The sequence below is a fragment of the Mycolicibacterium wolinskyi genome (genome assembly GCF_002101965.1).
Lineage (GTDB): Bacteria > Actinomycetota > Actinomycetes > Mycobacteriales > Mycobacteriaceae > Mycobacterium > Mycobacterium wolinskyi.
Genome location: NZ_LQQA01000015.1, coordinates 601,410 through 625,514, shown reverse-complemented (window position 1 = coordinate 625,514; position 24,105 = coordinate 601,410). Strand labels below are relative to the sequence as shown.

Sequence of the window (24,105 nt, the reverse complement as noted above, 5' to 3'; positions counted from 1 at the left end):
TCAGCCGCGCACGGTGGCGACGAGTTCGAGTTCGACGCAGGCTCCACCCGGAAGCGACGCCACGCCGACGGCCGTGCGCGCGTGCGCGCCGCACTGCGCGCCGAAGGCGTCGAGCAGAAGCGTCGAGGCGCCGTCGATCACCGCCGGATGTGCGTCGAAGTCCGACGTCGCGCGCACGTAGCCCCGCAGGTGCACCAGCGCCGTCACTGCGTCGAGTCCCACGGCCGCATCGATCGCCGCCACGAGGTTCAGCGCCGCATGGCGCGCCTGGGTACGCGCCTGCTCGACAGTGACGTCGGCGCCCACGACGCCAACGGCACCGGGATCCGCCGGGCGACGCGCCGTCGTCCCCGATATCCAGAGCTGGTCGCCGAACCGCCGGCTCGGAAAATAGGCGCCCTTGGGCCCAGCCGGAGCGGGAACCTCAAATCCCAACGCCGCCAAACGATCCCGTGGCGTCACGAGTCGGCTTCAGCATCCTCGCGACCGAACACGATGTGCAGATGATCGATCGCGTGCATGCGGTGCTCGTGGTTGAGCGCCACCACCCGCTCCACATCGCGCGCCGCCATCGCCTCGACCAGCAGAACGTGCTCACTGTTCACCTTGTCGAGGTCCATCAGATGGGCGTACAGCGGCCGGTACGCGTCCGCGGTGTTCCACAGCTGGTTGACGATCCGCTTGGTCCGCGCCATCCGGCTCGCCTCGAATGTGAGGAAGTGGAATTCCCGGTTGGCCAGGCCGACCCCGATGAGATCCCCCGCGGCGGCGGCACGATCCATCTCCGCCATCTGGTCGCGCATCCGCTCGATCACCTCGTCGGTGACCTCGGGCATGGCGTCGCGGATGAGCTCGGCCTCGAGGATGTCGCGCAGCCGGAACACCTCGAGGAGCTCCTCGAGGCCCAGCTTGGCCACGCGGTATCCGCTGTGCGGCACATAGGTGATGTATTCCTCGGCCTCAAGCGTTTTCAGCGCCTCGCGAATCGGGATCCGAGACATGCCGAAATGCTCGGCGAGGCTCTCCTGCACGATCCAGCTGCCCGGCGCGAGCTTGCCGCTCGTGATGTCCCGGCGCAGCGCCTCGGCCACTGCTTGCTGCGCGGTTTTGGGCCTGACGAAGTCCGACTTGCCGTTGCCGGAGGCAGACTGAGGGGCAGTGCGTCGGTTGGCTGTTCGCGGTGGCATCGGGGTCTCGCTTTCGCTGATATTGGATACTCTATGCGATCAACCGGTCCCGGTGCCATGTCCTCCGCGCGTTTCGGGCCGGTAAACCTCCACGTTGCCGCCCATGGCGCGGTCAGATGAGGTCGATCGCCTCGGCGATGGACGGCAGCACGCGGCTCGGCCGGAACGGATAGCGCTCGATGTCGTCGACGGATGTCGAACCCGTGAGCACCAAGATGGTGTCGAGACCCGCCTCGATGCCCGCCACCACGTCGGTGTCCATGCGGTCCCCCACCATGACGGTGTTCTCCGAATGGGCCTCGATCCGGTTGAGCGCGCTGCGGAACATCATCGGGTTGGGCTTGCCGACGAAATACGGATCACGGCCGGTGGCCCTCGTGATCATCGCGGCCACCGACCCGGTTGCGGGCAGCGGTCCCTCCGCCGACGGACCGGTCACGTCGGGATTGGTGGCGATGAACCGGGCACCGCCGAGGATCAGGCGGATGGCCTTGGTGATCGCCTCGAACGAGTAGGTGCGGGTCTCGCCGAGGACCACGAAATCGGGCTCGGTATCGGTCAGGGTGTAGCCGACCTCATGCAGTGCGGTGGTCAGCCCGGCTTCGCCGATGACATACGCCGACCCGCCGGGGAGCTGATCGTCGAGGAATGTCGCGGTCGCGAGCGCCGAGGTCCAGATCGACGCCTCGGGCACCGTGAGGCCCGAACGCGTGAGCCGCGCGGCCAGATCGCGCGGCGTGAAGATCGAATTGTTGGTCAACACCAGGAACGGCCGTTCCTTGTCCGCCAACGTCTGCAGAAACTCCGCGGCACCCGGTAACGCGTGTTCTTCGCGAACCAGGACACCATCCATATCGGTCAGCCAGCACTGGGCATGTGAACGCACGAGTCCCAGTGTCTCAAGTCGGGCGGCAGTTCACGGGCTAACCGGACGCCAACGCCGCCCACCGAAACTGACTCAGGGACAGATCTCTCGCGATTTCTGTCCCTGAGCGCAGTCCCGTTGAATGAAGACGCGGAGCGTCAGCTCGCGTGTTCGTCGGCGACGTCGAGCGCCTTGTCGAGGATTGCCAGGCCCTCGCGCACCTCGTCCGCCGACACGTTGCACGGTGGCACGACGTGGATGCGGTTGAAGTTGGCGAACGGCAGCAGGCCGCCTGCCTTGCACGCCGCGATGACGGCGTTCATCGCCGGGCTGGATCCGCCGTAGGGCGCCAACGGTTCCCGCGTTTCCTGATTGGCGACGAGTTCGACGGCCCAGAACACACCGGCACCGCGGACCTCGCCGACGCTGCGATGCTTGGCCGCCAGCTCGGCCAGGCCGGGCCCGATGACCTCGGCCCCGATCTTGGCGGCGTTGTCGACCATGCCTTCTTCTTCCATCGCATTGATGGTGGCCACGGCCGCGGCGGTCGCCAGCGGATGGCCCGAGTACGTCAGGCCGCCCGGATATGCGCGGTGCGCGAAGGTTTCGTAGATGGCGGGGCTGATCGCCACACCACCCAGCGGCACGTAACCGGAGTTGACGCCCTTGGCGAACGTCAGCAGATCCGGCACGACGTCGAAGTGGTCGATGGAGAACCACTTTCCGCTGCGGCCGAACCCAGCCATCACTTCGTCGGCGATGAAGACGATGCCGTAGCGGTCACAGATCTCCCGCACGCCTGCCATGTATCCCGGCGGCGGAACCATGATGCCCGCGGTGCCGGGGATCGACTCCAGGATGATGGCCGCGATGGTCGACGGACCCTCGAGCCGGATCAGCTGGTCGAGGTAGGCCAGCGCCCGCTCGGTCTCCTCGGCCTCCGTGGTCGCGTGGAACTGCGACCGGTACAGGAACGGGCCGAAGAAGTGCACCACGCCGGCGTTGCCGTGATCGTTGGGCCAGCGGCGCGGATCACCGGTCAGGTTGATCGCCGTCTCGGTGCCGCCGTGATAGGCGCGGTACCGCGAGAGCACCTTGTACCGGCCGGTGTGCAGGCGGGCCATGCGGACCGCGTGCTCGACGGCATCGGCGCCACCGTTGGTGAAGAACACCTTGTTCAACTCACCGGGGGTGCGCTCGGCGATCAGCCGGGCCGCCTCGGAGCGCGCTGCGTTGGCATACTGCGGCGCGACCGTGCACAGCTTGGCCGCCTGTTCGGCAATGGCGCCAACCACTTTCGGGTGCTGATGTCCGATGTTGGTGTTGACGAGCTGACACGAGAAATCGAGCAGCCGGTTCCCGTGGCCGTCCCACACATAGGACCCCTGCGCCGCGGTGATCGTCATCGGCGACAGTTCCTCTTGCGCCGACCAGGAGTGGAACACGTGTGCGCGGTCCAGTTCGTAGGCGCGCGCAGCCTCCGCCTTGGCTTCCTCGATGCTCAGACCGTTGGGAAGCACGGCGGACTCTTGAGTCACAGTCATGAATTCCAGTCTCTCACTTGTTTTCGGGGAAACCGAGGTTGATGCCGCCGTGGGAGGGGTCGAGCCAGCGGGTGGTGATGGCCTTGGTGCGGGTGAAGAAGTGCACGCCTTCGGCACCGTGGGCGTGACTGTCACCGAACAGCGAGGCCTTCCACCCACCAAAGCTGAAGTAGGCCATGGGAACCGGGATCGGCACGTTGATCCCGACCATGCCCACCTCGACCTCGTTCTGGAACCGCCGCGCCGCCCCACCGTCATTGGTGAAGATCGCCGTACCGTTGCCGTACGGGTTGCTGTTGATCAACTCAAGGGCCTCGTCGTAAGTGTCGACCCGCAGCACCGACAACACCGGCCCGAAAATCTCGTCGGTGTAGACACTCATCTCCGGGGTGACGTTGTCCAGCAGCGTCGGCCCCAGCCAGAACCCGGCTGGATCTCTTTGACCGTCCTCGCCCAGCACCGTGCGCCCATCGAGCACCACCTTGGCGCCCGCGGCCTCACCGGCATCGATGTAGGAGGCCACCTTGTCGCGGTGAACCTTGGTCACCAGCGGACCCATGTCCGAATCCTTGGTGCCGTCCCCGGTCTTGATCGTGGCGGCGCGCTCGGCGATCTTGGCGACCAGATCATCGGCGATCGGGCCGACCGCCACCGCCGCACTGATGGCCATGCACCGCTCCCCGGCCGACCCGAAGCCGGCGTTGACCATCGCATCGGCGGCCAGGTCCAGATCGGCGTCCGGCAAGATCACCGCGTGGTTCTTGGCCCCGCCCAGTGCCTGCACCCGCTTGCCGGTCGCGGTCGCGGTGGCGTAGACGTACTGGGCGATCGGGGTGGACCCGACGAAGCTGATCGCCTTGATCTTCGGGTTGGTCAGCAGCTCGTCGACCGCGGTCTTGTCGCCCTGCAGCACGTTGAACACGCCGTCGGGCAGACCGGCCTCGGCCCACAACCGCGCCATCCACAGCGACGCCGACGGGTCCTTCTCCGAGGGCTTGAGCACCACGGTGTTGCCCGCCGCGATCGCGATCGGGAAAAACCACATCGGCACCATGGCCGGGAAGTTGAACGGCGAGATGATGCCGACCGGGCCCAGCGGCTGCAGCACCGAATGCACATCGACATTGGTCGAGGCGTTCTCGGTGAACCCGCCCTTGAGCAGACTCGGGATGCCGCAGGCGAACTCGACGACCTCCAGGCCACGGCTCACCTCACCGAGGGCATCGGAGAGCACCTTGCCGTGCTCGGCGGTGATGAGCGCGGCCAGCTCGTCCTTGCGGGCGTTGAGCAACTCCCGGAAGGCGAACAGCACCGACGTCCGCTTGGCCAGTGACGTGTCCCGCCAGGCCGGAAACGCCGCCACCGCCGCATCGATCACCGCACGCGCATCCTCCACACTGGCCAACGCGACCTCACCGGTCACCGCACCCGTCGCCGGATTCGTCACCGGCGCCGTGGCCGTCGAACTGCCGGCAAACACCTTGCCGTCGCGCCAATGCTGGATGACTGTGCTCATGTATCGAAACCTCTCTATGGCGATGGTTCACTGCTCTTTCCTGCACCACTTTGGGGCACCGACTACCTGTCATCGAGCGTCAATCTGTATTCGATGAGAAGCCGTTGATTACACTCTGTAAATGATCCCGACCGTGCGCGACGTCATCGAGCTGCCTGTCGTGCAAGCCGGTGTACCCGAGGTCGTCAGCTCCGAGCACCTCGACAGACCGGTGCGATGGGTGCACGTGAGCGACATGCCCGACCTCTCCGGCCTGCTGCAGGGCGGCGAACTCGTGCTGACCACCGGCTCGGCGCTGCGCGACGCGCCTCGCGACTACCTCGAGCGCATGCGCGCCGCAGGTGCGGTCGGCGTGGTCGTGGAACTGGGCACCCGCATCAAATCCCTGCCCGCCTCGGTGGGGCGCATCGCCCAGTCGCTCGGTCTCGCGCTCGTGCTGCTGCACCGGGAGACGAAGTTCGTCGAGGTCACCGAGGCGGTGCACCGGATGATCGTCGCCGACCAGTACGAGGAGCTGGCTTTCGCCCACCGCACGCATCAGACCTTCACCGATCTGAGCATGAAGCGCGCTTCGCTCGCCGACATCGTGCGGGCGGCCGCCGACATGGTCGACGAATCGGTCGTGCTCGAAGATCTGTCTCACCAGGTGCTGGCGATATCGCCACGGGGCGAACCGGCCACCGCGGTACTGACCGATTGGCAGCGACGCTCGAGGGCGATGACCGAGGATTGGTCGACGACCACGGTCGGTCCCCGCACCGAGGAGTGGGGGCGGCTCATCATTCCGCACACCCCGGCCGCGCCGGCGAAGGCCAAGATGGTCCTGGAGCGCGCGGCGCAGGCCCTCGCCTTGCACCGCATGGCCGAGCGGGGCCGTTCCGGACTGGAGAACCAGGCGCAGAGCGGCCTGATCGACGACGTGCTCGGCGGGCGGATCGCCGACGACCGTGAGGCCGACGCCCGCGCCGTCGCGCTCGGACTCCGTGCCACCGGTCCTTACCTCCCGGTCACGGTGCGCGTGGCCGCACCGGCCGACCGGCTCGATCCGGTTGCCGTGCAACGACGCAACATCCGCATCCTCGACGCGGTCACCCACAGCGTCAAATCCCAGGGGCACACCGCAATCTGCTCGACCCGCCAAGACGGCGAGGTCGGCCTCGTGCTGGCGGTGTCGACGCGGCGCGGCATGAGTCAGGACGCGGCGCTCGCCCGCCTCGCCGAAGGTCTGCGCGAAGCGATCGGCCGCGGCGGCGAAGCAGACCGGGTCGGCACGAAGGCGGGACCTAAGGCCAGCCCGAGGATCACGGTCGCCGTCGGCAGCAGCGCATCTGCGTTCGCCGAGGCCGTGCCGGGGCTGCGCGAGGCCGCGCACGTCGCGGAGGTGGCGATGTCGATGACAGGGCTGCAACGTCCGTTCGTGCGGGCCTCCGATGTGCGCCTGCGCGGGCTCATCACGCTGCTCCATGACGATCCGCGCGTGCAGACGTTCGCCGAAACCGAACTCAAGACACTGCTGATCCACGACGCCGACCACGGTGAGAACGACATGGCCATCCTGCGGGGCTACCTGGAGCTGGCCGGCAACAAATCGGCACTGGCCAAGCGGCTGCACATGAGCAGACCGGCGCTCTACAGCCGGCTGGACTCGATCCAGCGCCGCCTCGGCGTCGACCTCGACGACGGTGAGTCGATGACGTCGTTGCACGTGGCGCTGCTGATACTCGACGCTCAGCGCAGCGCGAGCCCTGAATCGTTGCGGTGAACCCGTGCGCGACCAGTGTGCGCTGAGGGCGGTCAATCGGCTGTGCGGCCGCCCCTGGCGCACGCTCGGCGCCGAGGATGCACACTCGGAGCTGTACACGCGACGAACTCACGGTCGCCTGGGATGTGGCGGCTGATTGAGCAACGCCGCGCGATACTGGTGTCATGGCTGATCGCAATGTGCTGGGCGGCCCGCTGGAGGAATGCGGCACCGACCCGTTGACCGGGTTCTACCGCGACGGCTGCTGCTCGACGGGCGACGCCGACCTCGGCCGACACACCATCTGCGCCGTCGTGACCGCCGAGTTTCTCGAACACCAGCGATCCATCGGGAACGACTTGTCCACGCCTGCACCGCATTTCCGGTTCCCCGGCCTGGTGCCCGGCGACCGCTGGTGCGTCACCGCGGCGAACTGGCTGCGGGCACACGAGGACGGACACGCCGCACCGGTCGTGCTCGCGGCCACTCACGAGCGCACGATGGATGTGGTGCCACTCGAGGTGCTCTCGCAGTACGCGGTCGACGTGCCCGACGACCTCGCCGACATCTGAACCGCCGACGCCTATTGCGGGTAGTCGTCGTGCCAGCGCCACCAGTCATACGGCGGCGTCTGCGGATAGCCCGACGGTGAATCCTCCCACGTCTCCTGACGTCCGAGCGCGGTGATGTCGAGGTAGCTCCACGTGCTGCCCATCGCCTCGTCGCCGCGGTTGTTGACGAAGTAGGTGCGGAAGACCCGGTCGCCGTCACGGATGAACGCATTTGTGCCATGCCATTCGTCGACATCGAAATCGACATCGAAGGTGTCGGTGATCGTGTACCACGGCATCACCCATCCCATCCGGTCCTTCAACCGTGCGATATCGGATTGCGTTCCGCGCGAGGCGAATACAAGGGTGGTGTCGCGGGCGTTGAGATGCGCGAGATGCGCGACCTGATCGGCGAGCATCGAGCAGCCGGGGCAGGCGTGGTCGGGCCAGCCGTGCACGCCGGGTTCGAAGAACGCCCGATAGACGATCAACTGCCGGCGTCCGTGGAACAGATCCAGCAGGCTCGCCTGCCCGTCCGGACCGTCGAACCGGTAGTCCCGCTCGATCTCCAGCCACGGCATGCGCCTGCGCTGCGCGACCACCTCGTCGCGGGCCCGGGTCAACTGTTTTTCCTTCACCAGCAGCTCCTGCCGCGCGCGCTCCCACTCGGCGTGCGACACGATCGGAGGTGTCTTCATGACCATTTCCGCCTTCCCGCTTCTGGTGCTCAGGTATGCAGACAAGCACTGCGCCGAGAATTCATCGGTGTGACCCGGCCGGAATTCTCCGTAGGCTCGGGGAGTGAGTGCGACACCGGAGACGGCGGTGGTCCTGGACAACCGCTTCGCGCGCGAACTGCCGGAGATGGCCGTGCCCTGGCAGGCCGAAGCGGCGCCGGACCCGCGGCTGCTCGTGCTCAACGAACGGCTGGCCGCCGCCCTCGGACTCGATCCGGATTGGCTGCGCGGACCCGAGGGGCTCGGCCTGTTGCTGGGCACCGCTGTTCCCAGTGGCGCCACGCCCGTCGCACAGGCGTACTCGGGCCACCAGTTCGGCGGTTTCGTGCCACGGCTGGGCGACGGCCGGGCGCTGCTGCTCGGCGAATTGACCGACCGCGACGGGTGTCCGCGGGATCTGCATCTCAAAGGGTCGGGCCGCACCCCGTTCGCGCGCGGCGGCGACGGACTGGCCGCCGTCGGCCCGATGCTGCGCGAGTACATCGTCAGCGAGGCGATGCACGCCATGGGCATTCCGACCACGCGATCGCTTGCCGTCGTGGCGACCGGGCGCGACGTGTGGCGCGAAACCCAGTTGCCCGGCGCGGTGCTGGCCCGCACCGCGAGCAGCCATCTGCGCGTCGGCAGTTTCCAGTACGCCATCCAATATTGCAATGCCGCACGGGATCTCGAGTTGCTGCGGCGTCTGGCCGACCACGCGATCGCCCGCCACCACCCCCAAGCCGCCGAAGCCGAGAACCGCTGTCTCGCGTTGTTCGACGCCGTGGTGTCGGTCCAGGCGAGCCTGGTGGCGCAATGGTTGCTCGTCGGGTTCGTGCACGGCGTGATGAACACCGACAACATGACGATCTCGGGTGAGACGATCGACTACGGGCCATGCGCCTTCATGGAGGCGTTCGACCCGGACACCGTCTTCAGCTCGATCGACCAAGGTGGCCGTTACGCCTACGGCAACCAGCCCGCGATCGCCCAGTGGAACCTCGCCCGGTTCGCCGAAACCCTCCTGCCGCTGATCGCCGACGACGGCGAGCAGGCGGTCGCGATCCTGACCGAGTCGCTCAGCGGGTTCCGCGCGAAGTTCGATCACGCGTGGTCGACGGGCATGCGCGCCAAGCTGGGACTTCCCGCCGAGGCCGACGACGTGGCGGCCCGGGCACTGATCGACGAACTGCTGGTGCTGTTGCAGCAGAATCAGATCGACTACACATCGTTCTTCCGAGCCCTCGGCCGCGCCGCGCGCGGTGACACCTCGGTTGTCCGCGATCTGTTCGCCGTGCCGTCAACACTCGACGAATGGCTCGGGCGCTGGCGCACACTCGGCCCATCCGCCGACACGATGGACGAGGTCAACCCGATCTACATACCGCGCAACCACATCGTCGAGGAGGCGCTGGGCGCGGCGACGGCGGGCGACCTGGAACCGGTGCACCGGCTCTTGGAAGTTCTTGCCGCTCCGTACCGGGAACGCGCGGGCCTGGACCGGTATGCCGCGCCCGCCCCGCAGGACTTCGGCGCCTACCGCACGTTCTGCGGAACCTGATCGCCGGTGACCCGCGGCCGCCGAGCCGCTACATTCGGTGGCGTGACGACGATCTCGATCACCACCCCCGACGGTCCGATCGACGCCCTGCTGGGCACTCCGGAAGACGCGGGGCCGTGGCCCGGTGTCGTGGTCATCCACGACGCGATCGGCTACGGGCCCGACAACGAGTCGATCTCCACGCGCATCGCGGCCGCCGGTTACCTGGCGATCACCCCCAACCTGTACTCGCGCGGCGGCCGCGCGCGTTGCATCACGCGGGTGTTCCGCGAACTGCTGACCCAGCGGGGCCGCGCACTCGACGACATCCTGGCCGCACGCGATCACCTGCTCGCACATCCGCAGTGCACCGGAACCGTCGGCATCGTCGGCTTCTGCATGGGCGGACAGTTCGCACTCATCATGGGGCCCAAGGGTTTCGCCGCATCGGCGCCGTTCTACGGCACGCCGCTCCCCCGTCGTCTCGACGAGACGCTCGACGCGTCCTGCCCCATCGTGGCGAGCTTCGGCCGCCGCGACCCGATGGGCATCGGCGCACCGGCGAAGCTGCGCAAGGTCGTCCAGGCCAACAACATCCCCGCCGACATCAAGGTGTACCCGCAGGCCGGCCACAGCTTCGCCAACCAACTGCCGGCGCAGCCCCTGATGCGCATCACCGGTTTCGGTTACGACGAAGCGGCCACCGCCGACGCCTGGTCACGCGTGTTCGCGTTCTTCGGACAGCACCTGCGGCCTAAAGCCAGCTGAGCGCAGCCACCACGAGGGCCTGCGTGCCGACATCGAGCGTCGGCTGAATCTCGGGCGCGAACCCGGGTGAGTGGTTCACCGGAATGTCGATGCTCACACGATCCGCCTCGGCGGCGGTCCGGTACTTCTGCGGGTCGATACCACCGATCGCCCAGTACGTGTAGGGCGCACCGAACGCGGCGGGGATGTCGCTGAAATCCTCGCTTGCAGTTGCCTGACCGATCGTCTGCACCCGCGCGCCGAAGAACTCGGTGAACGCCTGGTGCACCCGGGCGGTGACGTCGTCGTCGTTGACGGTGAGCGGAAAGCTGTCGTACAGCTCGAATTCGGGGTCCTTCGGCGGCGAATCCGAGGCCTGGCATTCGGCGACAACGATGCGCCGGATCGCATCGAGCACCGCCGTCCGCACCGCGGCATCGTAGGTCCGCAGGTTGAGTTCGAGCACCGCATGGTCGCCGATCACATTGCTCTTCATGCCCGACCGGATGCTCCCCACGGTCAGCACGACCGTCTCGGTGGGTGCGATCTCGCGGGACACGATCGTCTGCAACCGGATGACGATCATCGCCGCCAACACGACCGGATCGACGGTCGCCTGCGGCATGGAGCCGTGGCCGCCGCGGCCGTACACCGTGATGCGCATGCTGTCGGCGGCCGACAGGAACGGCCCGCTGTGCACACCGAGCATGCCGGCCGGCGCGGGCCCCACATGCTGGGCCAGCGCCACGTCGACCGGACCCACCAGATCGGCCAGGCCGTCATCGACCATGCCTCGTGCGCCGTCACCGACCTCCTCGGCGTGCTGAAACAAGGCGACGAGCGTACCGCTCCAGTGTTGCGTTGCGCGGGCAAGCAATTCAGTCGCACCCAGCAAGCACGTCACGTGGACGTCGTGGCCACATGCGTGCATGACGCCGGGTTCGGCGCTCGCGTAGGGCAGCCCGGTCGCTTCGGTCACCGGAAGCGCATCCATGTCGGCACGCAGCAGGACCCGCGGCCCGTCCCCGTTGCGCAGGACGCCGACGACCCCGGTGCCACCGATACCGGTATGGACGTCCACACCCGCATCGGCCAACCGCGTGGCCACCAGACCGGCCGTGCGATGCTCCTGATGCGACAGTTCCGGGTGCTGATGCAGGTCCCGGTACAACGGCTCCTGCCAGGCACGCACGTCGGGCAAGCCCGCCAGCACCGCATCGACCCGGTTGCCCATCCCGGCTACTCCGGGAGCCGCAGCTCGGGCTTTTCGACTTCTTCGATGTTGACGTCTTTGAACGTGATCACGCGGACCTGCTTGACGAAGCGCGCCGGGCGGTACATGTCCCACACCCAGGCGTCGGCCAAGCGCAGTTCGAAATACACCTCGCCGTCGGAGTTACGCGGAATCAACTCCACGCTGTTCGCCAGGTAGAACCGTCGCTCGGTTTCCACCACGTAGCTGAACTGACCGACGATGTCCTTGTATTCGCGGTACAGCGAGAGCTCCATCTCGGTTTCGTACTTCTCGAGATCCTCGGCGCTCATCTGCTCTGCTGTCCTTCTCGTAGATCCACGGCCTCAGTCACATTGTCCGCTCTTCGCCCAAGCGCTCACCCAGTAGTCTGCTCTTCGCTCAGGCATTCGTTGCCCATCTTTGCGTACGTCCCATCGCCACTGCGCATCGGTGCGCCCGTCTTGGCGGCCCGCCCCACGTTCGTCGTCGCTGCGGCCCGCCGCACGTTCACATACGAGTAGCGGTGCTCCACACACGGACCCAACTCGGCCAACGCCGCGGTGTGGGCGGGCGTGCTGTACCCCTTGTGCTCGGCGAACCCGTAACCAGGGTGGTCCCGCTCCATCTCGACCATCAGGCGGTCGCGGCTGACCTTGGCGAGCACGCTCGCCGCGGCGATGCACGCTGCCGCGGCGTCGCCACCGATGACCGGCAGCGACGGCACCGAAAGGCCGGGCACCCGGAAACCGTCGGACAACACGTAGCCGGGCCGCACCGCCAAACCCGCCACGGCGCGGCGCATGCCCTCGATGTTGGCCACATGCACTCCCCGGCGGTCGACCTCGACAGACGGGATGAACACCACGTGGTACGCCAGTGCGTAGCGGCGGATCAGGGGGAACAGCCGTTCGCGTTCCTTCTCGCCCAATTTCTTCGAATCGTCGAGCGCGGCCAGGCTCTCCAACCGGTTCGGCCCCAGCACGCACGCCGCGACCACAAGCGGCCCGGCACAGGCACCCCGGCCCACTTCGTCGACCCCGGCAACCGGACCGAGGCCGTTGCGATAGAGCGCAGACTCCAGCGTGCGCAGACCCGAGGACTTCCGGATCACCGTTCGAGGCGGCCACGACATCTTCACCTCGGAGGGCACGAGGCTGCTCCTAAGAGTTGGTCTGCGGATTCACGCTGCTGATCCCACCCCACCGGGAGGGCGGCCATGCGATGAATCGTGCCTTACCGATCACATTCTCCACCGGGACGGTGCCGGCCATCGGGTCACCCGTGCACAGCAGACCCTTCTGCGCGTCCGCGGGCAGATTCGTGCAGTGCACCCGCGAATCCGCGGAGTGGGTGCGGTTGTCGCCCATCACCCAGATACGGTCCTTCGGCACGGTCACCGGACCGAATTCGTTGCCGAGACACGGGTAGATGTTCGGATCGGCCATCATCGTGGTCGGATTCAGGTACGGCTCGTTCAAGGGCTTGCCGTTGACCGTCAGACCGGTGGCCGCACGGCACTCCACGGTCTGTCCGCCCACCGCGATGACTCGCTTGACGAGGTCGTTCTCGTCCGGCGGGACGAATCCCACGAAGGACAACGCGTTCTGCACCCACCGGATCGCGGTGTTGTCGGAGCGGATCGACTTGTAGCCGATGTTCCACGACGGCGGGCCCTTGAACACCACGACGTCGCCGGGTTCCGGCTCGGAGAACCGATAGGTGAGCTTGTCGACCATGATCCGGTCGCCGACACAGCCCGGGCAGCCGTGCAGAGTCGGCTCCATGGATTCCGAGGGAATCAGGTACGGACGGGCGACGAACGTCAGCATCACGTAGTACAGGACGAGCGCGATGGTGACGAGGATGGCCCCTTCGCGCAACGCGGAGTGCTTGCGCTTCTGGGGCTTGTCCTCTTCGGCCACCGAGTGGGACGTATCGGGATCGGTGTCGAGTTCGTCCTCCGACGACGCGTCGGTTGAGTCGGTGGATCCGGTCACGGGGTCCACAGTAGCGAGCGTCGTATCAGGCTCTGTGACGACAGCTGCGCCATGCGCGACGCGTCGCTCAGCGCTTTTCCTTGATCTTCGCTTTCTTGCCGCGAAGTTCGCGCAGGTAGTACAGCTTGGCCCGGCGCACGTCACCGCGGGTGACGACGTCGATGTGGTCGATGTTCGGCGAGTGGACGGGGAAGGTCCGCTCGACGCCGACGCCGTAGCTCTCCTTGCGCACGGTGAAGGTCTCGCGGATGCCGCCGCCCTGGCGGCGGATCACGACGCCCTTGAAGACCTGGATGCGCTCCTTGGAGCCCTCGATCACCTTCACGTGCACGTTGACGGTGTCGCCGGGGCTGAAGGTCGGGATGTCGTCGCGCAGCGACGTCTGATCGACGAAGTCCAGCGTGTTCATCGGTGACACTTCCTTGTTGTTCGCGGCTCCGGTCGAGTGCGCGCAGTCGCGCAGCCAGAGCTATCTTTTCGGGTGTATCGGGGTGCATCTCGCAGCGGGCGGGAGGTTGACCCGTCCCAGTCCTGCACAGACAACTGCTCAATTGTGCCAGATGGGACCCCGTCCAGTGAAATCCGGTGACAGCCTCGATCGTTTACGCCTCATCACCACCGGCAACATCACTACCGCCAACAATGAGTACGCCTAACTACGCGAGGCTGCCCGCCAGCGGTTAGGCTGCACGAAGTTCCAGCGAGGTTCGAGGGAGGGCGATGGAACGGCGGCCGTCGATACGCAAGTCGGCGGCAGCGCTCAGCGCGGCTGCGTTGCTGGTCGTAACCGGATGCGAAGCCCGGGTGTACGGCACACCGTCGGATACCCCGGACGCGCCACAGCTCACCGTCGTTGTCCCGCAGGGCGGCATGGCGCCGCTCCCCGAAGCCGCGCTCGACGAGCCCCCCATGAGCTTTCAGGGCCTTCAGGACCGCGCCCAGCAGGCGACGGCGGTCGCGTCGGACGCCGGAGCCGACATCACCGTTCTGGTGCTCGACCGCAACACCGGTCAACTCGTCTCCAACGGCAACGGGACCACCATCGCGATCGCATCGGTCGTGAAGTTGTTCATCGCCGACGACCTGCTGCTGCAGGAGGCCAACGGCGAGACGGTCATCAGCCCGGAGGACCGCAAGCAACTCGACGTCATGCTGCGGTCGTCCGACGACAGCGCGGCCGAGGTCTTCTGGAACCGCAGTGGCGGCGACTCGATCGTCACCCGGGTGGCTGCGCGCTACGGCCTGGGCTCGACCCGACCGCCCAATGACGGCCGGTGGTGGAACACCATCAGCACCGCGGCCGACCTGGTGCGTTACTACGACATGCTGATGAACGGCAGCGGCGGGCTGCCCGCCGAACAGGCCAACGTCATCCTGTCCAACCTCGCGCAGTCGACTCCGAATGCGATCGACGGCACCCAGCCCGGGGGCATCTACCCCCAACGGTTCGGCATCCCCGACGGTCTCTACGGCGAGCCCGTCGCGGTCAAGCAAGGCTGGATGTGCTGCATCGGCTCGGACTGGATGCACCTGTCCACGGGCGTGATCGGCCCCGACCGCCGCTTCGTCATGGTGATCGGCGCGCTACAGCCGACCGACTCGTCCACCGCCCGCAGGACCATCACCGACGCGGTCAAGACGATGTTCCCCGACGGGCACATCTGAGCTCTGGCCGGTCAGTCCAGCAGATCGGGCCGTCGTTCCCGGGTCCGTTGCAGCGACTGCTCATGCCGCCAGGCCGCGACCTTGGCGTGGTCGCCCGACAGCAGGACCGGCGGGACATCGAGGCCGCGCCAACTCGGCGGCCGGGTGTAACTGGGCCCTTCCAGCAGCCCGTCGGAATGCGAATCCTGTTGGTGTGACGCGGGATTGCCCAGTACGTCGGGCATCAGCCGGACCACCGCCTCGATCATCACGAGCGCAGCCGATTCGCCACCGGTCAACACGTAGTCGCCGATCGACACCTCTTCGACCCGCATGCGCCGGGCGGCATCGTCGACGACGCGCTGGTCGATGCCCTCGTACCGGCCACACGCGAACACCAGGTGCCGCTCACCGCTCCACTGCTGGGCCATCTCCTGCGTGAACAGCCGGCCCGCCGGTGTCGGAACCACCAGAAGCGTGTCCTCGGTGCATATTTCGTCGAGCGCCGCACCCCAGACCGGGGCCTTCATCACCATTCCGGGTCCCCCGCCGTACGGAGAGTCGTCGACCGAGCGATGCACGTCGTGGGTCCAGGACCGCAGATCGTGCACGTTCAGCGTGAGGATCCCGGCATCGATTGCCTTGCCCGGCAACGACTGCCGAATGGGATCGAGATAGGCCGGGAAGATCGTGACGACATCAATACGCACGGTCGGCCATCCTCAGCCCAGTTCCAGCAGACCCTCGGGCGGGTCGATGACGATCGTTCCGGTCTCCCGGGAGACGGATGTGACGATGGCGCCGACGAACGGCACCAGCACCTCGCGCCCGTCACCGTCGGCCTTCACCGCGAGCAGCTCCCCCGCCGCGGTGTGCAGTACCTCGGTGACCGAGCCCACCGGTGCGCCGTCGACCGTCACGACGCGCAACCCTTCGAGTTCGTGGTCGTAGAACTCGTCGGGATCGTCGATCGCAGGCAACTCGGCGGTGTCGACCAGGAACACGGTTCCCCGGAGCTCGTCGGCCGCGTTGCGGTCGGCGACCCCGGCGAGCCGGATCAGCAACCGGCCGCCGTGCTCACGGACCGATTCGACCGTGAACGAACGCTCGGCACCGCCCTTGGCCCGGCCGCGCAGCACGCCGCCCGGCGCGAAACGGGCGTCCGGATCGTCGGTGCGGACCTCGACGACGACCTCACCGGAGATCCCGTGAGCTTTGACGACCCGCCCGACAACGAGGTCCATACGACTTCTACTACTGGTCGGTGTCCACCACGTCGACGCGGATACCGCGCCCACCGATGCCCGCGACCAGGGTGCGCAGCGCGGTGGCGGTGCGGCCACCGCGGCCGATGACCTTGCCGAGATCATCGGGATGCACATGCACCTCGACGGTCCGGCCGCGACGGCTGGTCACCATGTCCACACGCACGTCGTCGGGGTTGTCCACGATTCCGCGGACGAGGTGCTCGACCGCGTCGACCACGACAGAACTCACCGGGCTGCTCAGCTCTCGCTTGCTGCTTCGGCAGCAGGCTCGTCGGCCTTGGCCTCAGGAGCCTCGGCGGGCGCCTCGTCCTTCTTCGGAGCCTTCTTCTTCTTCGGCGTGGTGGCCTCGGTGGTGCCACCGCTCTCCGCCTCGGCGAGAGCCGCGTTGAAGAGATCGAGCTTCGACGGCTTGGGCTCCTTGACCTTCAGCGTGCCCTCGGCGCCAGGCAGACCCTTGAACTTCTGCCAGTCACCGGTGATCTTCAGCAGGGCCAGAACCGGCTCGGTGGGCTGAGCACCGACGCCCAGCCAGTACTGCGCGCGCTCCGAATCGATCTCGATCAGGCTCGGCTCTTCCTTGGGGTGGTAGCGGCCGATGACCTCGATGGCGCGGCCGTCGCGGCGGGTGCGCGAGTCGGCGACGGCGATGCGGTACTGGGGATTGCGGATCTTGCCAAGCCGGGTGAGCTTGATCTTGACAGCCATGGTTAAGCGTTTCTCCTGTGGTGTCACGCTGCAATTCGGCGATGCGGGCGGAATTGCCCGATCCGGTTTTGCCTTACGTGTATGACCGCCGTGCAGCACATTTAACGGGTCGCACGACAGACAGCCGTTCATTGTGCCAGAGCAGGCAGTGCAGCCCAAAATCGCCGCTGTTCGGCGCAATCGTCAGATCACGCGGTCGAAGCACTTGGTCTCGACGCGCCGGCTCATGCGCCAGCCGTCGGCGGTGCGGATGAATTCGTCCTCGTACCAGAGCCCGCAGAACAGCACCTGCTGGTCGTCACCGCCCAGCACCATCGGGTTGAAACAGATGGTGCGCGACGACGCAGTGTCACCGTCGATCCGCACATCGAAGTTGCCGAGCATGTGGGCGTAGGCCGGGAAGTTCGGCAGTACCTCGGCCAGCCACGCCTTCACCTCCGGATAGTGGCCGTCGATGCCGCCCATGGCGCGGTAGTCGATGTAGGCGTCCGGGGTGAACACGGAGTCCAGGTCATCGAACTGCCGCCGGTCGATCGCCGTGGAGTAGGCCACGAGAAGTTGCTGAATCTCCAGTCGATCCGAAATCTCCGCCAGGCTCAACATGTCTCGATTCAACACGATTACGCTGTCCCGCCATGGGGAGGATCGTCTGCGCGCTCATCGTGTCCGTCACCGCCGTGTTCACCGCTCTGACGACTGTCTCGGCGCCGCTGGCCGGTGCCGACATCGACGTACAGCAGGTGGGCTCGGTGCCCATTCCGGACGGGCCCGCGCAGGCGTGGATCGTCGCCGACATGGACACCGGGCAGGTACTGGCCGGACGCAACGAGAACGTCCGCTACGCGCCCGCGAGCACGATCAAGACGCTGCTGGCCCAGGTGGTGCTCGACGAGGTACCGCTCGACGCCACGATCGTCGCTGACGAGGCCGACACCCACGTCGAGTGCAACTGCGCGGGCGTCGCGCCCGGTCACACGTATACGGCGCGCCAGCTCCTGGAGGCCGCGCTCCTGGCCTCGGGCAACGATGCGGCCAACACGCTGGCGCGCATGCTGGGCGGCCAGGAAGCCGCGGTCGCGAAGATGAACGCCAAGGCCGCGGCGCTGGGCGCGCACGGCACGAACGTCGTGACGCCGTCCGGACTGGACGGGCCCGGCATGCCGTTCTGGTCCACACCCCACGACCTCGCGGTGATCTTCCGAGCCGCGATGGCCAATCCGGTGTTCGCGCAGATCACCGCCATGCCCTCGACGGTGTTTCCGACGAAGACCGGCGACCGGGTGCTCGTCAACCAAGACGAGCTGCTGCACCGCTACCCGGGCGCCATCGGCGGCAAGACCGGATTCACCGACATCGCCCGCAAGACGTTCGTCGGCGCGGCCCAGCGTGACGGGCGGCGTCTGGTCGTCGCGCTGATGTTCGGGCTGGTCAAGGAGGGCGGTCCGACGTATTGGGACCAGGCCGCCGCGCTGCTGGACTGGGGGTTCGCGCAGGACCGGTCGGCAAGCGTCGGGGCCCTGTAACACCACGCCGTAGCGAACCGGGTCTGCCGTCGAGACCGTACGGAAACCTGATCGCGCGCTGAACGAGTCCTGGGTTCCGTAGCCTCGGCGCTCGTGCGAAGACTGTTCGCGGCGGCCGCGCTCGCCCTCGGCGCGATCGTTTCGGCGCCCGCCGTGGCAGCGCAGCCGGCCGTGGAACCCGCGGGCGCACAAGCGATCGCGGACGGGCCGGCGAAGGCGTGGCTCGTTGCCGACCTCGACACCGGCCGCGTCCTCGCATCGAAAGACCCGTACGGTTCCTACGCACCCGCGAGCACGATCAAACCGTTGCTCGCGATGGTCGTGCTCGACCACCTCAGGCCCGATAACTTCGCGCGCGCCAACGCATCTCACACCAAAGTCGAGTGCTCATGTGTCGGACTCGAGCCCGGCCGCCCGTACACGACGCGCCAACTGCTCGAGGCGCTGCTCATGGTGTCGGGCAACGACGCGGCGAACATGCTTGCCGACATGCTGGGCGGGCAACGCGCCACCGTCGCGGCGATGAACCGCAAGGCCGCCGCCGTCGGCGCCCGCAACACGCGCGCCTCCTCCCCTTCGGGTCTCGACGGACCCGGATGGGAGTCGATCACCACGCCGCACGACCTCGCGGTGATCTTCCGCGCGGCGTTGAAGTATCCGCTGATCGCCCACATCATGCGCCAGCCGTCGGCGCAGTTTCCCGGCAAGACGATCACCAACCAGAACGAGCTCCTGACGCGTTATCCCGGCGACATCGGCGGCAAGACCGGCTACACGAACTTGGCGCGCAAGACCTATGTCGGTGCTGCACAACGAGGTAACCGCCGCCTGGTCGTCGTCCAGATGTACGGCACCGGCGACCTGTACGGCCAGGCGATCAACTTGTTCGACTACGGATTCGGTCAGTAGTCCCAGCCGCCGAAGGGAGAGCCCCGCAACCGGCCTCGCCAAAGTAAGGTCACCCTAAATTTAGCGCCCGTCCATCCGCGGCGCGCGATTGAGGGGAGCCATGTGACCGACCGACGCGACTTCTCGCTGATCGTCGCCTTCGGCACCGATATGGGCAATGCCGAAGATGCCGCCATGACCTTCTGCGAGGCCGCAGCCGATACGCTCGGCATCGAATCCGAGGCGCGCGAACTCAACCAGATCGAAGTGGCGGAACTGCAGCAGGCCACGCACTTCGTCGTGGTCACCTCCACTTTCGGTGACGGCGAATTCCCCGACAACGCCACCTTGTTCTGGGAGGCGATCAGCGCCGACACCGACCGCCTTGAGCACATGAGCTTCGCGGTGCTCGCACTCGGCGACAGCTCATACGAATTGTTCTGCAACGCAGGCAAATTGCTCGACGAGCGGCTCGAGACGCTGGGCGCCACAAGGATGCTGGAGCGCATCGACGTCGACGGCTTCTACGAACAGCCGGCCAAGGCGTGGACGACCGACCTCGTCAAACTGCTGGCCGCCGAACACGCCGCCCCGGCCGCGGGCGCAATGGTCGCGAGCACACCCGAGCGCACCGAACAGCCGAGCCGCGATCGCCATCATGAACCCGTCGATGCCCGGCTGAGCGTCAACCGGCTACTCACCGCATCGGCGTCCGACAAGGAGGTCCGCCACTACGAGGTGGATCTCCCCGGCGGGTTCACCTATCACGCAGGCGATTCGATCGCCGTGCACGCCACCAACGATCCCGCCCTCGTCGCGGAGATCCTGGCCGAACTCGGCGTCGGGCCGGACCACGCTGTCGCCGACCACGACGAGCCTCTCGGGATCCTGCTCACCGAGCAGCTGGAGATCCGAACCCCCTCGCGGGCGCTGCAGGCGTTGGTGGCGTCGCGCACCCGCAACCCGCGCGTGGCTGCTGCACTCGGCGCCGACGCCACTACCGGCGAAGGTTCGTGGTTGTACGGCAAGGACGTGCTCGATCTGATCCGGCTGGCCGCACTGTCGGTCGACGAGTTCGTCGACACCTTGCGTCCACTGCAGTTCCGCGATTACTCGATCGCGTCGAGTCCGCTTGTCCACCCCGACCGCGTGCACCTGACCGTGGCCACCGTGCGCTACACCAACGAAGATCGTCACCACGGCGGCGTGGCCTCGACATTCCTGGCCGAGCGGTGCCAGGCGCTGCGGGTACACCTGCGCCCGAACCACAACTTCCGCCTGCCCGCGGACGACGTACCGATCATCATGATCGGCCCGGGCACCGGTATCGCACCGTTCCGCGCATTCCTCCAGGAGCGCCGGGCCACGCAGGCTCCTGGCCGGTCCTGGCTGTTCTTCGGCGACCGCCGCCGCGCCACCGACTTCCTCTACGGCGACGAGTTGGAGGGCTTCGTCGAGTCCGGCACCCTGACCCGACTGGATCTGGCGTTCTCGCGTGACCAGGACACGAAAGTGTATGTCCAGCAACGCATGTCGGAGAACGCGAACGAACTGTTCGCCTGGCTGCAGGACGGCGCCCACGTCTATGTGTGCGGCGACGCCGACCGCATGGCCAAAGACGTCGATGCGACACTGCACGCCATCGTCGCGCGATGCGGCGGGATGGACGCCGACGCCGCGCACGCCTACGTCAACGACCTCATCAAGACGCACCGATACGTCCGCGACGTGTACTAGTCAGGCGACTTGTGCACCTGCGGTAACGGTGGGCGTTACGGCAGGTGCACAAATCACCGGGTCAGAACACGCGGCCGCGCAGGATCACCAGATCGGGACGGTCGACGCCGACCACACGGGGATCGTCGGCAAAACACAGCAGGTCGGCCGACGCGCCGTGCTCCAGCGCCGGCCGGCCGAGCCAGGCCCGCGCATCCCAGCACGCCGCGCCAAGCGCATCGGTGGGACTCAGGCCCACCTTGCCGAGCGCCTTGATCTCGTCGCCGATCCGGCCGTGGGCGATCATCCCGCCGGCATCGGTTCCGGCGAAGATCGGCACCCCGGCCTCGTGCGCCGCGCCGACGCGTTGATGGCACGACGCGTACAGATCGCGCATGTGCTTGGCGTACGTGGGATATTTGGCGGCCTTGTCGGCGATGCCCGGAAAGTTCTCGATGTTGATCAACGTCGGCACCAGCGCGGTGCCCTGCGCCAGCATCAGCTCGATGATGTCGTCGGTGATGCCGGTGCCGTGCTCGATGCAGTCGATGCCCGCGTTGATCAGGCCGGGCAGGGCGTCCTCGCCGAACACGTGGGCGGTGACCCGGGCGCCCTCGGCGTGCGCGGCGTCGATGGCGGCCTTGAGGACGTCGTCGGACCACAGTGGCGCGAGATCGCCGATCCCCCGGTCGATCCAGTCGCCGACGAGTTTCACCCACCCGTCACCCCACCGGGCCTGCTCGGCCACGGCCTCGGGCAGCTGCGACTCGTCCTCGATGTCGATCGGCAATCCCGGCATGTAGCGCTTGGGCCGGGCCAGATGCCGTCCCGCGCGGATGATGCGCGGCAGGTCGTCACGATCGTCGAAGCTGCGGGTGTCGACCGGAGATCCCGCGTCGCGCAACAGCAGCGCACCGGCGTCGCGCTCGGTCTCGGCCTGTACGACGGCCTCGTCCGTCGACACCGGGCCACCCGGACCCAGGCCGACGTGGCAGTGCGCGTCGACCAGCCCCGGGATGATCCAGCCGCCATCCCCATCGGCCCCGAAAACCGTCTCGGCGTTGGCAATTGGCTCGGCCGACAGCAGCCCGTGCGCCACCCACCACTCGACGGGTTCGCCATCGGGCAGGCCGCGTCCCCTGACGTGGAGCACTAGTTCTTGGGGAACTTCAGCTTGGACAGATCGAAGTCGGCAAGGCCGGGCGGCAGCTCATCGAGCCCCTTCGGCATGTTCGACAGGTCGGGGAATCCGCCGGGCATACCCAGCGGGTTGCGCGCCTTCGGCGGGGTCGGCCCCTTCCCCGACTTGCGGCCCTTCTTGCCTGCCTGCTTGTTCTTGCCCTTGGCCGCCTTGCGGGTCGCACTCTTGCGCCCGAAGCCCATGCCCATCTGCCCGGCCATCGACGACATCATCTTGCGGGCCTCGAAGAACCGGTCCACGAGCTGGTTGACCTCGGACACCGTGACGCCGGAGCCGTTGGCGATGCGCAGGCGCCGTGAGGCGTTGATGATCTTCGGGTCGGCGCGCTCGGCGGGCGTCATACCGCGGATGATGGCCTGCACGCGGTCCAGCTGCTTGTCGTCGACGGCCGCCAGCGCATCTTTCATCTGGCCCGCGCCGGGCAGCATGCCGAGCAGGTTGCCGATCGGGCCCATCTTGCGGATCGCCAGCATCTGCTCGAGGAAGTCCTCCAGCGTCAGCTCGCCCGAGCCGATCTTGGCCGCGGCCTCCTCGGCTTTCTGCTGATCGAAGACCTGCTCGGCCTGCTCGATCAGGGTGAGCACATCGCCCATGCCCAGGATGCGGCTGGCCATGCGGTCTGGGTGGAAGACGTCGAAGTCGTCGAGCTTCTCGCCCGCGGAGGCGAACAGGATCGGTACGCCGGTGACCTCGCGGACCGACAGCGCCGCACCACCGCGGGCGTCGCCGTCGAGTTTGGTCAGCACGACGCCGGTGAAGCCGACGCCCTCGCGGAACGCCTCGGCCGTGGCGACCGCGTCCTGACCGATCATCGCGTCGAGGACGAACAGCACTTCGTCGGGGTCGACGGCCTGGCGGATCGCGGCGGCCTGGCCCATCAGCTCCTCGTCGATGCCCAGCCGGCCCGCGGTGTCGACGATGACGACGTCGAAGTGCTTGGCCTTGGCCTCGGCCAGACCGCCCGCCGCCACCGCGACGGGGTCGCCGTGCCCGGCGTTCTCGAGCCCTTCGGGAGACGTGCCTGGGTGCGGCGCGAAAACCGAGACACCGGCCCGCTCACCGACGATCTGCAGCTGGTGGACGGCGCCGGGGCGCTGCAGGTCACACGCCACCAGGAGCGGTGTGTGTCCTTGTCCCTTAAGCCATTTCGCGAGCTTGCCGGCCAGCGTGGTCTTACCGGCGCCTTGCAGGCCTGCCAGCATGATCACGGTCGGCGGGGTCTTGGCGAACGCCACCTGGCGGGTCTCGCCGCCGAGGATGCCGATGAGCTCCTCGTTGACGATCTTGACGACCTGCTGAGCGGGATTCAGCGCCGCCGATACCTCGGCACCCTTCGCACGGTCCTTGATGCGCGCGACGAACGCGCGCACCACGGGCAGCGAGACGTCGGCCTCCAACAGCGCCAACCGGATCTCGCGGGTCGTGGCATCGATATCGGCGTCGGTCAACCGCCCCTTGCCACGCAGGCCCTGCAGGGCTCCGGTCAACCGGTCAGACAGGCTTTCAAACACGTGACCAGCCT

26 protein-coding genes are annotated in these 24,105 nt (G+C 67.3%); 8 read left to right on the top strand and 18 right to left on the bottom strand.

The features are described 5' to 3' along the window. The 5 genes from AWC31_RS17410 to AWC31_RS17390 form a co-directional block, all read right to left on the bottom strand. Positions 1-462 carry a RidA family protein gene (locus AWC31_RS17410; protein ID WP_085145326.1) on the bottom strand — a complete coding sequence of 154 codons (462 nt, stop codon included), beginning with the start codon at positions 460-462 and terminating at the stop codon, positions 1-3. Beyond that, positions 459-1,187 (bottom strand): GntR family transcriptional regulator, encoded by a 729-nt coding sequence (locus AWC31_RS17405; protein ID WP_085145325.1) that lies wholly within the window; start codon positions 1,185-1,187, stop codon positions 459-461. Before AWC31_RS17405 ends, AWC31_RS17410 begins: the two co-directional genes overlap by 4 nt. A 112-nt stretch (positions 1,188-1,299) precedes the next feature. Next, entirely contained in the window at positions 1,300-2,073 is a 774-nt protein-coding gene (locus AWC31_RS17400) for an HAD-IIA family hydrolase (RefSeq protein WP_085145324.1), read from the bottom strand. Between the two features lie 137 nt (positions 2,074-2,210). After that, positions 2,211-3,596, bottom strand: coding sequence for an aspartate aminotransferase family protein (locus AWC31_RS17395; protein WP_085145323.1), 1,386 nt, complete (start codon positions 3,594-3,596; stop codon positions 2,211-2,213). Positions 3,597-3,609: 13 nt separating this feature from the next. Then, complete coding sequence (locus AWC31_RS17390) at positions 3,610-5,112, bottom strand: CoA-acylating methylmalonate-semialdehyde dehydrogenase (protein ID WP_085145322.1); 1,503 nt, start codon at positions 5,110-5,112, stop codon at positions 3,610-3,612. A 121-nt stretch (positions 5,113-5,233) separates the two neighbouring features. Here AWC31_RS17390 and AWC31_RS17385 point away from each other — a divergent pair, with 121 nt between their 5' ends. Continuing rightward, positions 5,234-6,874, top strand: a complete 1,641-nt coding sequence (locus AWC31_RS17385) for a PucR family transcriptional regulator (protein WP_085145321.1) — start codon at positions 5,234-5,236, stop codon at positions 6,872-6,874. Positions 6,875-7,038: 164 nt separating this feature from the next. After that, positions 7,039-7,425, top strand: coding sequence for a DUF2237 family protein (locus AWC31_RS17380; protein WP_085145320.1), 387 nt, complete (start codon positions 7,039-7,041; stop codon positions 7,423-7,425). A gap of 11 nt (positions 7,426-7,436) precedes the next feature. On the opposite strand, the gene AWC31_RS17375 is transcribed toward AWC31_RS17380, so the two are convergent. Beyond that, positions 7,437-8,102, bottom strand: a complete 666-nt coding sequence (locus AWC31_RS17375) for a DUF899 domain-containing protein (protein WP_085145508.1) — start codon at positions 8,100-8,102, stop codon at positions 7,437-7,439. A 103-nt stretch (positions 8,103-8,205) separates the two neighbouring features. Between AWC31_RS17375 and AWC31_RS17370 the strand changes: the two genes are divergently transcribed. Next, positions 8,206-9,681 (top strand): protein adenylyltransferase SelO, encoded by a 1,476-nt coding sequence (locus AWC31_RS17370; protein WP_085145319.1) that lies wholly within the window; start codon positions 8,206-8,208, stop codon positions 9,679-9,681. Between the two features lie 42 nt (positions 9,682-9,723). Further along, complete coding sequence (locus AWC31_RS17365; RefSeq protein ID WP_067854228.1) at positions 9,724-10,428, top strand: dienelactone hydrolase family protein; 705 nt, start codon at positions 9,724-9,726, stop codon at positions 10,426-10,428. Here AWC31_RS17365 and AWC31_RS17360 read toward each other — a convergent pair. From AWC31_RS17360 to rplS, 5 genes are all read right to left on the bottom strand, one after another. Further along, entirely contained in the window at positions 10,415-11,620 is a 1,206-nt protein-coding gene (locus tag AWC31_RS17360) for an amidohydrolase (RefSeq protein WP_207626382.1), read from the bottom strand. The two genes, AWC31_RS17365 and AWC31_RS17360, sit on opposite strands and share 14 nt — an antisense overlap. 26 nt (positions 11,621-11,646) lie before the next feature. Then, positions 11,647-11,952, bottom strand: coding sequence for a DUF2469 domain-containing protein (locus AWC31_RS17355; protein WP_019346355.1), 306 nt, complete (start codon positions 11,950-11,952; stop codon positions 11,647-11,649). 65 nt (positions 11,953-12,017) lie between these two features. Further along, the gene (locus AWC31_RS17350; RefSeq protein WP_165765992.1) at positions 12,018-12,779 is read right to left on the bottom strand and encodes a ribonuclease HII; all 762 of its coding nucleotides are present in this window, start codon (positions 12,777-12,779) and stop codon (positions 12,018-12,020) included. Positions 12,780-12,801: 22 nt separating this feature from the next. Then, on the bottom strand, positions 12,802-13,638 hold the full coding sequence (lepB, locus tag AWC31_RS17345) for a signal peptidase I (RefSeq protein ID WP_085145506.1): 837 nt from the start codon (positions 13,636-13,638) through the stop codon (positions 12,802-12,804). Positions 13,639-13,705: 67 nt separating this feature from the next. Next, positions 13,706-14,047, bottom strand: a complete 342-nt coding sequence (gene rplS, locus AWC31_RS17340) for a 50S ribosomal protein L19 (RefSeq protein WP_067854222.1) — start codon at positions 14,045-14,047, stop codon at positions 13,706-13,708. Between the two features lie 311 nt (positions 14,048-14,358). On the opposite strand from rplS, the gene AWC31_RS17335 reads away from it, so the two are divergent. After that, positions 14,359-15,303: a serine hydrolase gene (locus AWC31_RS17335; protein ID WP_085145317.1), complete on the top strand. Its 945-nt coding sequence runs from the start codon at positions 14,359-14,361 to the stop codon at positions 15,301-15,303. Positions 15,304-15,314: 11 nt separating this feature from the next. On the opposite strand, the gene trmD is transcribed toward AWC31_RS17335, so the two are convergent. The 5 genes from trmD to AWC31_RS17310 form a co-directional block, all read right to left on the bottom strand. Then, entirely contained in the window at positions 15,315-15,992 is a 678-nt protein-coding gene (gene trmD / locus AWC31_RS17330; RefSeq protein WP_067854216.1) for a tRNA (guanosine(37)-N1)-methyltransferase TrmD, read from the bottom strand. Between the two features lie 12 nt (positions 15,993-16,004). Beyond that, on the bottom strand, positions 16,005-16,526 hold the full coding sequence (rimM, locus tag AWC31_RS17325; RefSeq protein WP_067854213.1) for a ribosome maturation factor RimM: 522 nt from the start codon (positions 16,524-16,526) through the stop codon (positions 16,005-16,007). A gap of 10 nt (positions 16,527-16,536) precedes the next feature. Next, positions 16,537-16,779 (bottom strand): RNA-binding protein, encoded by a 243-nt coding sequence (locus AWC31_RS17320; protein WP_003881089.1) that lies wholly within the window; start codon positions 16,777-16,779, stop codon positions 16,537-16,539. Positions 16,780-16,787: 8 nt separating this feature from the next. After that, positions 16,788-17,255, bottom strand: a complete 468-nt coding sequence (gene rpsP, locus AWC31_RS17315; RefSeq protein ID WP_085145316.1) for a 30S ribosomal protein S16 — start codon at positions 17,253-17,255, stop codon at positions 16,788-16,790. Positions 17,256-17,438: 183 nt separating this feature from the next. Then, positions 17,439-17,858 carry a nuclear transport factor 2 family protein gene (locus AWC31_RS17310; RefSeq protein ID WP_085145315.1) on the bottom strand — a complete coding sequence of 140 codons (420 nt, stop codon included), beginning with the start codon at positions 17,856-17,858 and terminating at the stop codon, positions 17,439-17,441. 32 nt (positions 17,859-17,890) lie between these two features. Between AWC31_RS17310 and AWC31_RS17305 the strand changes: the two genes are divergently transcribed. The 3 genes from AWC31_RS17305 to AWC31_RS17295 all read left to right on the top strand — a co-directional run bounded on the left by AWC31_RS17305 (position 17,891) and on the right by AWC31_RS17295 (position 21,403). Further along, positions 17,891-18,778, top strand: coding sequence for a D-alanyl-D-alanine carboxypeptidase family protein (locus AWC31_RS17305; RefSeq protein ID WP_085145314.1), 888 nt, complete (start codon positions 17,891-17,893; stop codon positions 18,776-18,778). A gap of 93 nt (positions 18,779-18,871) precedes the next feature. After that, entirely contained in the window at positions 18,872-19,687 is an 816-nt protein-coding gene (locus AWC31_RS17300) for a D-alanyl-D-alanine carboxypeptidase (RefSeq protein WP_085145313.1), read from the top strand. A 102-nt stretch (positions 19,688-19,789) separates the two neighbouring features. After that, a complete protein-coding gene (locus AWC31_RS17295) occupies positions 19,790-21,403 on the top strand; it encodes a diflavin oxidoreductase (protein ID WP_085145312.1) in 1,614 nt (537 codons plus the stop codon). Between the two features lie 61 nt (positions 21,404-21,464). Here AWC31_RS17295 and AWC31_RS17290 read toward each other — a convergent pair whose 3' ends face one another. Together AWC31_RS17290 and ffh are read right to left on the bottom strand one after the other, a co-directional pair. Then, positions 21,465-22,535 (bottom strand): amidohydrolase family protein, encoded by a 1,071-nt coding sequence (locus AWC31_RS17290; RefSeq protein ID WP_085145311.1) that lies wholly within the window; start codon positions 22,533-22,535, stop codon positions 21,465-21,467. After that, a complete protein-coding gene (gene ffh / locus AWC31_RS17285; protein ID WP_067854191.1) occupies positions 22,535-24,094 on the bottom strand; it encodes a signal recognition particle protein in 1,560 nt (519 codons plus the stop codon). The genes AWC31_RS17290 and ffh overlap by 1 nt, the downstream gene beginning before the upstream one ends. Positions 24,095-24,105 lie beyond the last annotated feature (11 nt).